General features: G+C 33.4%; 12 protein-coding genes. 1 reads left to right on the forward strand and 11 read right to left on the reverse strand.

What is annotated here, in order from left to right; genetic code table 11:
* Positions 1 to 3: 3 nt before the first annotated feature.
* The 3 genes from L3J07_03910 to L3J07_03920 all read right to left on the reverse strand — a co-directional run bounded on the left by L3J07_03910 (position 4) and on the right by L3J07_03920 (position 3,609).
* Complete coding sequence (locus tag L3J07_03910) at positions 4 to 708, reverse strand: anaerobic ribonucleoside-triphosphate reductase activating protein (GenBank protein ID MCF6276961.1); 705 nt, start codon at positions 706 to 708, stop codon at positions 4 to 6.
* Positions 709 to 1,116: 408 nt separating this feature from the next.
* Positions 1,117 to 1,287: an anaerobic ribonucleoside-triphosphate reductase gene (locus L3J07_03915; GenBank protein MCF6276962.1), complete on the reverse strand. Its 171-nt coding sequence runs from the start codon at positions 1,285 to 1,287 to the stop codon at positions 1,117 to 1,119.
* A gap of 201 nt (positions 1,288 to 1,488) precedes the next feature.
* Positions 1,489 to 3,609 carry a ribonucleoside triphosphate reductase gene (locus tag L3J07_03920; GenBank protein MCF6276963.1) on the reverse strand — a complete coding sequence of 707 codons (2,121 nt, stop codon included), beginning with the start codon at positions 3,607 to 3,609 and terminating at the stop codon, positions 1,489 to 1,491.
* Between the two features lie 424 nt (positions 3,610 to 4,033).
* Between L3J07_03920 and L3J07_03925 the strand changes: the two genes are divergently transcribed.
* Positions 4,034 to 5,146 carry a hypothetical protein gene (locus tag L3J07_03925; GenBank protein MCF6276964.1) on the forward strand — a complete coding sequence of 371 codons (1,113 nt, stop codon included), beginning with the start codon at positions 4,034 to 4,036 and terminating at the stop codon, positions 5,144 to 5,146.
* 445 nt (positions 5,147 to 5,591) lie between these two features.
* Here the strand turns inward: L3J07_03925 and L3J07_03930 are convergent, their stop codons facing one another.
* The 8 genes from L3J07_03930 to L3J07_03965 all read right to left on the reverse strand — a co-directional run bounded on the left by L3J07_03930 (position 5,592) and on the right by L3J07_03965 (position 12,799).
* Positions 5,592 to 5,891: a pilin gene (locus L3J07_03930; protein MCF6276965.1), complete on the reverse strand. Its 300-nt coding sequence runs from the start codon at positions 5,889 to 5,891 to the stop codon at positions 5,592 to 5,594.
* Positions 5,892 to 5,894: 3 nt separating this feature from the next.
* A complete protein-coding gene (locus tag L3J07_03935; GenBank protein MCF6276966.1) occupies positions 5,895 to 6,569 on the reverse strand; it encodes a pilin in 675 nt (224 codons plus the stop codon).
* 515 nt (positions 6,570 to 7,084) lie between these two features.
* Positions 7,085 to 7,507, reverse strand: coding sequence for a pilin (locus L3J07_03940; protein ID MCF6276967.1), 423 nt, complete (start codon positions 7,505 to 7,507; stop codon positions 7,085 to 7,087).
* Between the two features lie 65 nt (positions 7,508 to 7,572).
* Positions 7,573 to 8,448 carry a pilin gene (locus L3J07_03945; GenBank protein MCF6276968.1) on the reverse strand — a complete coding sequence of 292 codons (876 nt, stop codon included), beginning with the start codon at positions 8,446 to 8,448 and terminating at the stop codon, positions 7,573 to 7,575.
* Between the two features lie 432 nt (positions 8,449 to 8,880).
* Positions 8,881 to 9,381, reverse strand: coding sequence for a pilin (locus L3J07_03950; protein MCF6276969.1), 501 nt, complete (start codon positions 9,379 to 9,381; stop codon positions 8,881 to 8,883).
* Between the two features lie 259 nt (positions 9,382 to 9,640).
* On the reverse strand, positions 9,641 to 11,014 hold the full coding sequence (locus tag L3J07_03955) for an extracellular solute-binding protein (GenBank protein MCF6276970.1): 1,374 nt from the start codon (positions 11,012 to 11,014) through the stop codon (positions 9,641 to 9,643).
* Positions 11,015 to 11,018: 4 nt separating this feature from the next.
* Positions 11,019 to 11,954, reverse strand: coding sequence for a pilin (locus tag L3J07_03960; protein MCF6276971.1), 936 nt, complete (start codon positions 11,952 to 11,954; stop codon positions 11,019 to 11,021).
* Positions 11,951 to 12,799, reverse strand: coding sequence for a UTP--glucose-1-phosphate uridylyltransferase (locus L3J07_03965; protein MCF6276972.1), 849 nt, complete (start codon positions 12,797 to 12,799; stop codon positions 11,951 to 11,953). The genes L3J07_03960 and L3J07_03965 overlap by 4 nt, the downstream gene beginning before the upstream one ends.
* Between the last annotated feature and the right edge of the window lie 241 nt (positions 12,800 to 13,040).

Consider the following 13,040-nt stretch of genomic DNA (forward strand, 5'->3'; position numbering starts at 1 on the left):
TTTTTACTCTCTAATTCCTACTTTTTCTACCACTTTTTCAAATTTCTTTTTTATTTCCTCTATTTCCAATTCACTAAAACTATTATATTTTGAAAATTCTTCTTTTAAAATTTTTCTTGGTCTAAATTGTTGCAAATAAAAACTTTTTGAACCTTTTAAAAGTTCCAGCATTTTTTTTACAACTTCTTCTGTGTGCAATTCTTTTACCATTGTTGTTCGGAATTCATAATCAACTCCACAATTTTTTATAAAATCTATACTTTTTTGGACATCCTCTACATTTACCAAATTTCCTGATACATTTTTATATTCTTCCAAACTTGTTTTTATGTCCATCGCAATAAAATCCAATAAATTTTTATCAACCAAATTTTTTAAATTATCAAATCTATTTCCATTTGTATCGAGCTTTACCAAAAATCCTTTTTCTTTTACTTTTACAATAAAGTTTTCTAAATCTGGCATTAAAGTAGGTTCGCCTCCAGAAATCACAACACCGTCTAACAAGCCAACGCGTTTATCCAAAAAATTAAAAAATATTTCTTCGGGAATAAAACTATCTTTTATTTCTTTTATTTTTTCTGGCAACACAAACTCTGGGTTGTGGCAATAACCACACCGAAAATTGCAACCAGGCGTAAAAACTATACAAGAAGTTTTTCCAGGATAGTCAAGCAAAGTAAATTTTTGTACTGCGCTAATTAGCATAAAAGGAAATAATTAAGGATATGCCATTTTTATTCACACTATATTGAACTTGATTGGTAATTTTATTTTGACTCAATGCTTATGTATTTTGACTCTGAATTCCCGATCGGGATCGGGAATGACAAAAGGTTTATTGCGTCATGTTGAGCGGAACGAAGTGGAGTCGAAATATCTCGGGATTGTATCATTAGAACTTTGAATATTTTATGTTTTGGTTAAATTGCCACGAGATCCATTCGACTACATTCCGCTTTGCTCCATTTCGCTCAGGATGACGTGTAGGAAAAGCAGATTATGCAGATTAAGTAGGAGGTGACTTTCAACTTTATGAACCTTACAAACTTTTAACTATTTTTAAACCATTAGTCAGCCCTTTTACAAGCTGACTAATAGACCACGACAAGATGATTAGTTCGAATAAGCTTCGCAAAATTGAGAATTTGCGGCTACACACTCCTTGAAATGTTTACGAGAAATGTGTTCTGACTTTTTCCCAATATTAAAATGGGAAACCGGTCTGTGATAACCCATTACGCGGGTCCAAACTTCACAGCGAGTCCTTTCTTCGTTGCTAGGCATAAGCTTTATTGGAGTCTCTGATAAATATACCACCTACTACAATCTCTAAATTTTGACTAGGACTTCAAGAAAAAATATTTCCGAAGCTAAAGCTGGGCAAAGATTTTTTCTTTTTGTCTCGCTCAAAATTTAAAGATTTCGCTACGATGTTACACTTATCAGAGACTCCTTAATTAATTAATAAATAAATTTATCTTATTTTTACTTCTCACTTTCTGTATTCAAATATTTTTCTCTAAAATCTCCGTCCAATCTATTTACCTCCTGTTCTATTCCCAATTCTTTATCACACTTTGGACAAAAATCATATTCTCCTGTCAAATATCCATGCTTTGGACAAACAGAAAATGTTGGTGTAATTGTGATATAAGGAAGTTTGAAATTAGTTAGAATTCTTTTTACCAGAGACTTACAAGCACTGGCTTCACCTATCCTCTCATTCATATAACAATGCAAAACAGTTCCTCCGGTATATTTGGTCTGAAGTTCATCTTGAAGTTGCAGAGCCTCAAACAGATCGTCTGTATAACCAACTGGAAGCTGGGAAGAGTTTGTATAATAAGGTGCATCTTCTGTACCAGACTGTAAAATTCCTGGAAACCTCTTTTTATCTTCTTTTGCAAATCTATAAGTTGCCCCTTCTGCCGGTGTTGCCTCCAAATTATACAAATTTCCAGTTTCTTCTTGGTAAACCATCAATTTTTCACGCATATAATCCAAAATTTCTTTTGCAAATTCTTGACCAAATGGAGTCGCAATATTTTCTTTGTCATCTGTAAAATTTCTTATAGCTTCATTCATTCCATTTACACCAATTGTAGAAAAATGATTATTTAAATGTCCCAAATAACGTTTTGTAAAAGGAAATAATCCTCTGTCTATCCATTTTTGAATCTCAACTCTTTTTATCTCTAAAGTTCCTTTGCCAAGTTCCATTAAATATCCTATTCTATTTAGAAATCCTTCTTTGTCACCTTTGAAATTGTATCCAATTCTAGACATTGGAATTGTCACGACACCAATTGAACCTGTCATCTCGGCAGAACCAAACAAACCACCTCCACGCTTTTTTAACTCTTTTAAATCCAACTGCAAACGACAACACATAGAACGCACGTCAGAAGGATTCAAGTCTGAATTTATAAAATTTTGAAAATAAGGAGTTCCATACTTTGCAGTCATTTCAAAAAGCTCCAAAGTTTGTGGATCATCCCAATTAAAATCCTTTCCAATATTATAAGTAGGGATTGGAAATGTGAAAGTTCTACCTTTTGAATCTCCCGCTATCATTACAGCAATAAAAGCTTTATTTACAACGTCCATTTCTTTTTGCAATTCTCCAAATTTATATTGAAATGGTTTTCCACCCAAATCCAATCTTTTCTCTTTCAAATCATTTGGGCAAACCCAATCCATTGTAATATTTGTAAATGGAGTTTGTGTTCCCCACCTAGACGGCACATTTAAATTGAAAACAAATGATTGTAAATTTTGATAAACATAATTATAAGTTTTATCATCTATATATTTTTGTCTTTCTATCTCTGTCGCAAAAGATGCATTTACTTTTTGTAATTCTTCTTCAATTTCCATTGAATATTTTTTTACATAAGGCGCCATATAAGTATCGAAGCTAGAAAATGCCTGTGCTCCTGCCCACTCATTTTGAAGTGTTCCCAGAAAATTTACCATTTGCGCTACAGCGGAACTCAAATGTTTTGGCGGTTTTGACTCTACTTTGTCTGGAACGCCGTTGAAACCTTCCTCCAAAATTGCTCTCAAACTCCAACCAGCACAATATCCTGAAAACATATCTAAATCATGAATATGCATATCACCATTTCTATGTGCTGATCCTGCTTCTTCTGAATAAATATGTGAAAGCCAATAGTTTGCTGTCACTTTTCCTGCTGTGTTCAAAATCATTCCTCCCAAAGAATACCCTTGGTTTGAGTTTGCGTTTACTCTCCAATCCAATTTTCCCAAATACTCACTTATTGTTTTTCCAACCTCCACAACAACATTTCTATCTTCTCTAATTTCTGAATGTTTGTTTCTATATAAAATATATGCCTTTGCTGTAGTTGCGTGCCCACTTTCAATTAAAACTTTTTCCACAACATCCTGCACATCCTCCACTGTTGGAATTGCACCATCGAACTTTTCTGACACCATATTTACAACTAAACTTGTTATGTTTTTAACCTGCGACATATCAGTACCGCCAACAGCTTCCACCGCTTTTGAAATAGCTTTTTCTATCTTTTGTGGATTAAAATCTACAATACTTCCATTCCTTTTTTGCACCTTAAACACAGCCATAAGCTAGAGATTAGTAAATAAACAGTATTTCTATTATATACTATATATAGTATATAAACCACATTTTAAACACTATATATAGTGTCCAAAGGTATTTACTAGTATACATTAAAAAATAAATAACTTCAAAGTAGTTTAGTTTTTAGTTAGACTTAGCCGAAAAAAATGAAAAAATAAAAGTTATCCACCGTTTTATCCACAGTTAAAAAAAATTATAAAATTTATGTCATATTGAGCGGAACGAAGTGGAGTCGAAATATCTCGATGCTGTATCATTAGAACTTTGAATATTTAAAACCTTATTATACACTCCCGAGATCCTTCGGCTTCGCTCAGGATGACGTGAATATTTTTTTCTGACTTTCTACTTTATAAACTTTACAAACTTTTAACTTTTTCATCTTTCCTGATAAACTATAGCCATATGAAAAAAAATAAAATACTAATTATTTCCATCTCTGCTGGCACTGGTCATATTATGGCTGGCAACGCTTTGGAAAAAACTGCAAAAGAAAGTTTCAAAAATCTAGATGTAAAACATATAGATATTGCAGACTTTATGCCAAAACCAATAAAAGCATTATCTGTAAATTCTTATGAGTTAATGGCGAAAAAAATGCCTGAGCTTTGGGGATTGCTTTACGACAAAACAGACAATACCAAAGCGTCTACTCTATTAAATAACATATTAAAACTTTCAAAATATTTTTCTGTAAATCAATTTCTTTCGGAGATAAAAAAAATAAATCCAGATTATATTATCTGCACACATTTTTTACCAGCATATTTTATAAATCATTCCCCAAAAAAAACTAAACCAGAATGCCCTTTGGCTATGGTTATCACAGATTATGAACTGCACTCACTTTGGTTATCTAAAAATATCAGTCATTATTTTGTCGCAACAGACAAAATGAAAAAAAGTATAGAAAAAAAGTATATAAAAAATATAAAAATAACCGTGAGTGGAATTCCACTTCGTCCAGAATTTTACAAGAAAAAATCTGTAATAGCACTTAAAAAGAAACATAAACTACAAAAAGATAACTTCACAATTCTAGTCTTGGCAGGAGGACACGGACTTATTAAAACAGATAAAATAGTTAAATTATTATCAAAAACTTCTTTGGATTTAAATATAATAGCGGTTGCTGGAAAAAATTTAAAACTAAAAAATAATTTAAAAAAGATAAAAACAACAAAAGGTAAGGAAATAAAAGTAATGGGTTGGGTAAACAAAATAGACGAGTTAATAAGAATATCTGATATTGTAATAACAAAACCCGGAGGAATTAGTGTTTCAGAATGTATTGCTTTAAATAAGCCTATTTTTGCAGTACGTCCAATACCAGGTCAAGAAGAAAAGAATGTGCAGTTTATACAAAAAAACAAACTAGGTAAGCTAATAGGCACACCTGAAGACCTTTTGCAATATATACGCGCCTTCAAAACAGGAAAGCTGAAATTCTCAAAGCTCAAAGTTCAAAACTCTTCCAAAATAATACTCGGAGAAATAAAAAAGGAGATGAATCGCTAGGCTTTGTCTGCTTGATAAATCATTTATTTTGTTCGCTTGGATTAGAAAGAAAAAATAACAAAACAAAAAAAGAACTTTCTGAAAAGTTCTTTTTTTGTTTTCAACACGTCATATTGAGCGGAGTGAAACGGAGTTGAAAATCAAAGTTCACGTCATATTGAGCGGAACGGAGTGGAGTCGAAATATCTCGATGCTGTATTATTAGAACTTTGAATATTTTATGTTTTGGTAATACTGTCCCGAGATCCATTCGACTCCATTCCGCTTTGCTCCATTTCGCTCAGGATGACGTTATGAAAGGTGATACTATCTCGAGATCCTTCGGCTTCGCTCAGGATGGCGTTATGGAATAATAAATTAACAAATAAGCAGATTAACCTAAAGAAACAAAAAAGAACCTCTAAAAGATTCTTTTTGTTTAAATTCTATTTAATTTATTACCCCATTAAACCAAAGCCTCAAAAACAAAAGTTGTAATAGCGTAAGCGCTCAAGATTATAAATAATCCTATTATTGAAGACATTAAAATCTTTTTTGCTTTTCCCACTTTCTCTTCATTTCCTGCAGAAGTCATCCACAAAAATCCACTATAAATAATAAGAATTACAAATACTATTCCAAGTAAACCCAAAGCAACTTGAACAACCTGCCCAACTATTTGTCCTATACTTGCGTTAGATAATCCTGTTCCGCCGACAGCTTGGTCCAAAACAGAACTTGCATCTTTTATATTACTATTTGGCATATATTATTTAGCTAAACAAGAATATTCAGCACCAATATATGTTTTACAATCATCCCTCCCTATAACACAAGGTTGGGTAGTTTCACACCTATATTTATTATAAATTTCACCTCTATCTGTACAAACTTTTTCTGCTTCTGTTATTGGAGTTTCAGTTCTTATAATACTTTTACAAACACCATTAGGAGAGGTTCCTAAAACACAAAGAGAATCAATACATGTTTCACCAGAAGAACAATCTGAATTTTCTACACAAAATTCATCAGCAAAAGGAAGATTGTTTATATTACCCCCTCCACCACCCACTCGCCCATCCAAACTACTAAAAATAAAACTAGTCAAAGCGTAAGATGCAAATACAATTATAAGACCAATTACAGCTGCAATAATTGTATCTTTTGCTTTGTTTACAATGTCTTCTTTTCCGCGTGCGGTCATCCAAAGAAATCCACCGTAAACCATTAAAATAAAAAATACAACTCCCACCAAAGAAAGTGCGCTTCCTATAATATTTCCCACCAAAGCTGTAAGATCGCTATTTCCTGCAAGTCCAGCGGCACTAGCAGTTTTGCTCAGCCCATAATCATCTGCCAAAACCAAAACTGGTGCAAACAAAATTGCACTAGCTCCAAACAAAGTCAAAAATTTTCTTGATAAAAGTTTACTTATTTTTTTCATAATTTTAATAAAAACAAAATTTTTATGTCATCCTGAGCGACAGCCGAAGGATCTCGGGAAAGCATCACAAGGTTTTAAATATTCAAAGTTTTAATGTTCTTGAATCGAGATATTTCGACTCCACTTCGTTCCGCTCAATATGACGTGACTGAATTTTGTCATTCTCAGCGGGAAAACATGATTAAAATACACGTCATCCTGAGCGAAGTCGAAGGATCTCGGGAAAGCATCACAAGGTTTTAAATATTCAAAGTTTTAATGTTCTTGAATCGAGATATTTCGACTCCACTTCGTTCCGCTCAATATGACGTGACTTAAAAAACGTTATTCTAAATTCACTTCGCTCAATATGACATAATTAATTTTAATAGAAACAAAATTTTTAATATTTTGCCGATATACAGCAAAATATTAAAAAGTTCATTCTGGGGCTACAGCACAATACGATTTCACTTGAAGTGATATTGTGCCGTAGCCCTAAAGACGAGTTTCCCCGCCTCTTTCCTTTTTATTTATTATAGATAACCTGAAACATCAGCATTTGAACCTGTCGCAGTCGATAATTGTGCGATTACAAATGTAGCAAGTGCCCATGCACTCATAATAATTGCCAAACCTATAATACCAGAAAAAATGATTTTCTTTGCTTCTCCAACTTTTTCTTCACTTCCACCAGCAGTCATCCATTTAAATCCACCCATTAGTATAATCACTACAGCGACAACACCAAGCAGACTTAAAGCAATATTGATAACACTAGCAATAGTTGTTTGGATCGATTCACTTCCCAAACTACCGGCTAGTCCAGTTTCAACCTCTTCCAAACCAAAAGTATCCTGAGCGAAAACTACAGGTGCCATAGCAAAACTGAAAGCAAATACTACTATCATGGCTACAACTGCCTTTTTTTCTATTAACTTTACTATTAATTTATTCATTGTTTTCACCTCCCTTCCTTTTTTGGATATTGTACATAATTTAATTTATAAAAATTATTTTTAATTTAAAGTAAACAAGATACTAAAACGGTCTGTTCCCACAAAGACAAAACATCTCCATTTATAAGCTCCTTAATCCTTTCTAGATCTAAATAATCCACTACACATATTACAACATCAGAATCAACAGTCACACCACTATAATCACCAGCATAACAACTTTCTGCTTTTTTAATCTCTTGTGATGTTGGTTTTCTTGTTGCATTTTTAATTTCTTCTGCTTCAGCTCCTCCAATTTCATTGGATACACAAGTTATAAGAGAAGACATTGATATATTTAAAGATTTTTCTTCATTTTTTTTACTATTTCCCTCTCTTGTTTTACAACAAACAATGTTATTTCCACCTTTACACAAATTTACTTTACATGTATTTGGATTTTGTTCACACAAACCTCTATCCAAATCTACATCTTCAAAAGCTAAACTAGGCAAGTCGCATTCTCCTATATTCCTACAAGAAAACCCATCTCCAATGTCTTTACAGACAAGTTCTGGATTATTACCACCACCATTTAAAGAATCGCCAGTAATTCCAGATAATACCATATTAAGTATAGCATAACTAGAAAAAATAATGAAAAGTCCAACAACTGCATAAATCATAGTATTCCAACCCTTTTTTATCTTTTCTTGGTTGCCAGCAGAGGTCATCCACAAAAAACCACCATACATAAAAACAGCCAAAGTGACAGAACCTACAACACCCAAAGCAACCTTTACCCCACCTCCCAAAATTGTATTTAAATCTGTTCCTGCACCAATTGGATTTTCCAATTTAACTATTTCTCCAGCTTGTGCAAAAACCTTATCTATATTTAAAAATAAACCAAAAATAGTAAAACTTATAAATGTGTATATTTTTTTAAAATCTTTTTTCATATTTATTTAAAACAATTTTTTTTATTATACCAACTTTTTTTCATATAACATATTTAGTCAAGTGGAGTGGAGTTGAAAATCAAAGCTCACGTCATATTGAGCAAAACGCAGTGGAGTCGAAATATCTCGATGCTGTATTATTAGAACTTTGAATATTTAAAACCTTATTATACACTCCCGAGATCCTTCGACTTCGCTCAGGATGACGTGATGGAAAGGTGATACTATCCCGAGATCCTTCGGCTTCGCTCAGGATGACGTGATGGAAAGGTGATGCTATCCCGAGATCCTTCGGCTTCGCTCAGGATGACGTGATTTTTTAATCACACTATATTGAGCTCCACCTCATAAAATCAACGTATCTCAGGACTAAATTACAAATAATTAAATAAGATATTAACCTTCTTTTTGTCTCATGCTTTTCTATCCTAGCTATTTTATAACTCTAAATTCTCCGGTCACGCTTAATGCGTCCAAAATAAAATCTATCATCATATAAGCTCCAAAAGCTATTACCAATCCAACAACTGCTGCGACCATCACATTTTTTCCCTCTTTGAATTTTTCTGGATTTCCAAAAGATAAAATCATTTTAAAGCCACCATAAATAAACATAGCAAAAGCTAAACCACCAATAATAGAAAAAAGGAACTGTCCAACTTTTATACCAAACTCCACCAAATCACTAACATCATCGCAATACTGTCCTTTTACATCTCTGGTAAGCGCACAGTCTGGAATTAATTTTGAACTTTTTGGTGGATTTTTTATAGTTTGTGGTGCTGTTGGGGTTGCTGGAGTTGTTGAAGTTGGAGTTGGGGTTGTTGTAGTAGTAGGTGCGCCACTTACAACTAGAGGACTAAACAAAAATCCACCAATTATAAAACCTGGTAAAACCAACCAAATTAAAAGTTTATTTTTAAAATTTTTCATAATAATATTTTATGTTCTAATGTTTTTGAATCGAGATCCGTTCGACTCCACTTCGTTTCGCTCAATATGACGTGAGTAAAAATACGTCATATTGAGTGGAGTGAAACGGAGTCGAAATATCTCGTGTTTACATCATTAGAACTATGAATATTTTATATTCTTGTGATATTGCCCCGAGATCCTTCAGCTTCGCTCAAGATGACGTGTTCTATTCCTAAATTTCTACTTTACAAACTTTATGAACTTTCAACTTTCTTTTCTAAAGTGTTTGCTGAATAATTTGTGCTGCTCTCTGCACTGCCTGAGCCTGAATCTTCAAAAAGTCTCCGCTATTTTCCAAAGGTTGCGAATAAACATCTACCATATCTGCAAAAGCTGTGTCCGCTGCGTCTATATCTTTTCCGTGATACCAATTTTTTGCAGTTAGAGCCTGAAAAGCGAACGCTTGCATCTCCACATCTTTTTGTTGCTGTGCAATTTGAGCTCTAAACGGACTTGGCTGGCTTGTTTTATCTGTATATTTTTTTACATTATTTTGTGAGGCGATAAATCTTACAAAATCCCAAGCCAAGTCTTGGTTTTCAGACTTGTTTACAACAGACTCAACCCAATAATTTGCTATATTTGTAGGTACCGCTTCATTTAACTGTGGAACAGGAATAACATTCAAATTCATTTGTGGTGCACCTGCTTTTATTCTATTTTTGTCGAAAGCAAACCCAAGATAAAATACTGAAGATCCTCTCATAAAATCTTGCAGCGCATCACCTTTTCTTTTATTCCAAGAATATACATCGCGCGTAGATCTAGCAAAATCTGTATAAAATCCCAATGCCTTTAGAGTTGGGTGGTCTGGAGACGGTCTTTGCAAACCTTCTGCAAAACGAACAGAAGAACCGTTTACCATATCCACTCCGCTTTGCATCATCAAAAGAGATAAAATATCAAAAGAATTATCTATATTTTTTGATGTTCCAAGCGCAATTCCAGATTGCACAATATCTCCCGCAACATTAAATTTTGTAGATTTTATGACTGCATCTCTCAACTCTTCCCAATCTCTTGGCGCAAGAGGCACTCCAGACTTATCCAACAAATCTTTGTTATAATAAAGCGCCAAAGTATCTACCGCCAGAGGAAGTCCAAAAATATCTCCGTCTAATATTACATCTTCTGCAACAGTTCCTATATATTGAGAACGAATGGTGTTTATGTTTGGCATTGCCAAAGTCTCACTTGTTATAATTGTTTCTTTCGCCAAAGTTCCTTTTACCTCTACATTTGCAACATTTATACTTCTTGGCATTGGTGCAAGCCTGCTTTTATATTTACCAAGCCAACGGGTGTGAAGAGATACAACATCTGGCCCAACATCATCTGCTAGTGCGTTTGCAAATAATTTATCAAATTCATCGTAGCGAACCTGTCTTACATTTACTTTTACATAAGGACGAAGTTGTTGATATGCTACAGCCATGTCTCTTAAATGGTCTACATCGTTGAAAACCGTCCAATAATTTAAAGTGACCGGTCGAATAGACTGTTGCTGTTCTTTGGACAAACCCTTACATCCAAGACCGGTGGTAATGAGTAAGGAAAAAATTATAGAAAAAATGACAAGCTTGTTTTTCATAGATTTATTTAAATGCTTGAAATATAAAATTTACAAGTGCATAACTAGAAAGTATAACCAAAATTCCAATACTCGCCCACACAAGTGTATCCATTGCTTTCTTTTGTCGTTCCGAATTTCCATGAGCTGTCATCCACAAAATACCTGCGTAAATGAAAATTATCAAAGCCAATGTTCCAACTACTCCCATTATAGTTTTGATAACTCTTCCTATTAAAGCCGGAATATCTGTTCCAAGTTTATTTAAAGATTCAGCAGGCGGAAGCTTAAATGGTGTTTCTTTTTCATCTTTTGGTGCTGGTGGCGTGGGTGGTTTAGTTGCAGAATAAAAAGCTACAGAATGATCTTTCGCACAATTATAGCTTCTCTGATATTTTTGTACCAAATCTTGACAATCTGATGCTGTATTACAAGTCTTTTTTTCATCTGCACAATATTTAAAAAATGGATCTTTAGATGGTACACATACTTGAGAATTAGGACAAACACCTGTTTGCTCACATGATTGTGTGGCTGCTAAAAAACAAAAAAAATCTTCTTGTTTAATCTGACAATTATTGATTTCAGCTTTATAATAATAATGAAGAAAAGCCGTATCCTCTATAAACCCTTCAATGTTTGTATTATCACATGAACTCTGATCTTTAATTATTTTTTGCGAAAATAATATTATATTATTTACTATTTGCGGTTTATAAGGATAACAACTATTTTCGGGTATCATATTATTAATCATATCAACAAAAGAAAACCCCTTATTTATAATAAATTTAGTTCCTGGATGATTTTTTGTACAATCTTGACCTGGAGAAGATGTAGATGATGCTGTTTTACCTGATAAGTTAACATCACAAACACAATCCTCTGCTTTAACATTCCCACCAACAAAAAACACCCCAAAAACAACAAATCCTAAAATTAAAAACCTAAAATTCCTCATAATAAACCTTCTTTTTTAGCAAAATGTATTGATGTCTTTAATAATGCCAATTTATTTCCTGTGTCAAAATATTCTCCTTCATATTCATAAGCCAAAAATGTATTTTTCCTCGCCATATCGTCTGCTGCGTCAGAAAGCCAAACTTCACCATCTTTTCCACGACGAGTTTTTTCTAAATATTTCCAAATTTCTTTTGTAAAAACATATCTCATTCCACCCACAATTAATCCTTGCGGTGAAACCTTTTTTTCTACTGGTTTTTCTACAAATTTTCTAACCCTAAATGTTTTTTTACCATCAACCAAGTCTGCATACACATTTCCATATTTTGTCATTGCTTTTGTGTCTGTAATTCTTTGAACTCCAATTACACTATGTCCTTTTTTCTTGAAAACTTTCAAAAGTTGTTTTATAACCGGAACTTTTGCATCTATAATACTGTCTCCATCTGAAAATGCAAAAGGTTCATCTCCTACAAAATTGCGCGCACAAAGAAGAGCATCCCCATTTCCGAGAGGCTCTCTTTGTCGTGTATAAAAAAATCTAACTTTTTTTGTAAGATTTACCAAATCTTTTATTCTATCGTATTTACCTTTTTCTTTTAAAAACTTTTCAAATGATAAATCTCTATCAAAATGATCCTCTATCGCTCTTTTTTGTGAACTTGTGACGAAAATTATTTCTGTAATTCCACTTTTTGCCATTTCCTCTACAATATATTGCACAACTGGTTTGTCCAAAACAGGAAGCATTTCTTTTGGCATTGCTTTTGTTGCAGGCAAAAATCTGGTTCCAAGACCAGCCACCACAATCACACCTTTTTTAACTTTTTGCACTTTTGGCATAACTAAAGAATTATTCTTGTAAAAAGCTATTTTAAAATAGTCCTGCTATTATACCACAAAAAATAAATGCGCAATAAAAGACAGAAGTGCGAAGTGAATAAAACCCTGGATTTTCAATCGAGATGAAGATGGTAAAAATCCCACACGCCATCCTGAGCGGAATTTTCCACACGTCATCCTGAGCGGAGTCGAAGGATCTCGAAATAAAAACACTAGAACGCAAAATATTCAAAGTTCTAGT

It is taken from the genome of Candidatus Magasanikbacteria bacterium, assembly GCA_021648085.1.
In the GTDB taxonomy this organism is placed as follows: Bacteria; Patescibacteriota; Patescibacteriia; order Magasanikbacterales; family UBA922; genus JAKITS01.

Bases quoted from the DNA above. Each gene is read 5' to 3' on its own strand.
- L3J07_03925 (MCF6276964.1), top strand. From the start codon at position 4,034: ATGAAAAAAAATAAAATACTAATTATTTCCATCTCTGCTGGCACTGGT.
- L3J07_03960 (MCF6276971.1), bottom strand. From the start codon at position 11,954: ATGAGGAATTTTAGGTTTTTAATTTTAGGATTTGTTGTTTTTGGGGTG.
- L3J07_03950 (MCF6276969.1), bottom strand. From the start codon at position 9,381: ATGAAAAATTTTAAAAATAAACTTTTAATTTGGTTGGTTTTACCAGGT.
- L3J07_03945 (MCF6276968.1), bottom strand. From the start codon at position 8,448: ATGAAAAAAGATTTTAAAAAAATATACACATTTATAAGTTTTACTATT.
- L3J07_03940 (MCF6276967.1), bottom strand. From the start codon at position 7,507: ATGAATAAATTAATAGTAAAGTTAATAGAAAAAAAGGCAGTTGTAGCC.
- L3J07_03910 (MCF6276961.1), bottom strand. From the start codon at position 708: ATGCTAATTAGCGCAGTACAAAAATTTACTTTGCTTGACTATCCTGGA.
- L3J07_03920 (MCF6276963.1), bottom strand. From the start codon at position 3,609: ATGGCTGTGTTTAAGGTGCAAAAAAGGAATGGAAGTATTGTAGATTTT.
- L3J07_03955 (MCF6276970.1), bottom strand. From the start codon at position 11,014: ATGAAAAACAAGCTTGTCATTTTTTCTATAATTTTTTCCTTACTCATT.
- L3J07_03935 (MCF6276966.1), bottom strand. From the start codon at position 6,569: ATGAAAAAAATAAGTAAACTTTTATCAAGAAAATTTTTGACTTTGTTT.
- L3J07_03965 (MCF6276972.1), bottom strand. From the start codon at position 12,799: ATGCCAAAAGTGCAAAAAGTTAAAAAAGGTGTGATTGTGGTGGCTGGT.
- L3J07_03930 (MCF6276965.1), bottom strand. From the start codon at position 5,891: ATGCCAAATAGTAATATAAAAGATGCAAGTTCTGTTTTGGACCAAGCT.
- L3J07_03915 (MCF6276962.1), bottom strand. From the start codon at position 1,287: ATGCCTAGCAACGAAGAAAGGACTCGCTGTGAAGTTTGGACCCGCGTA.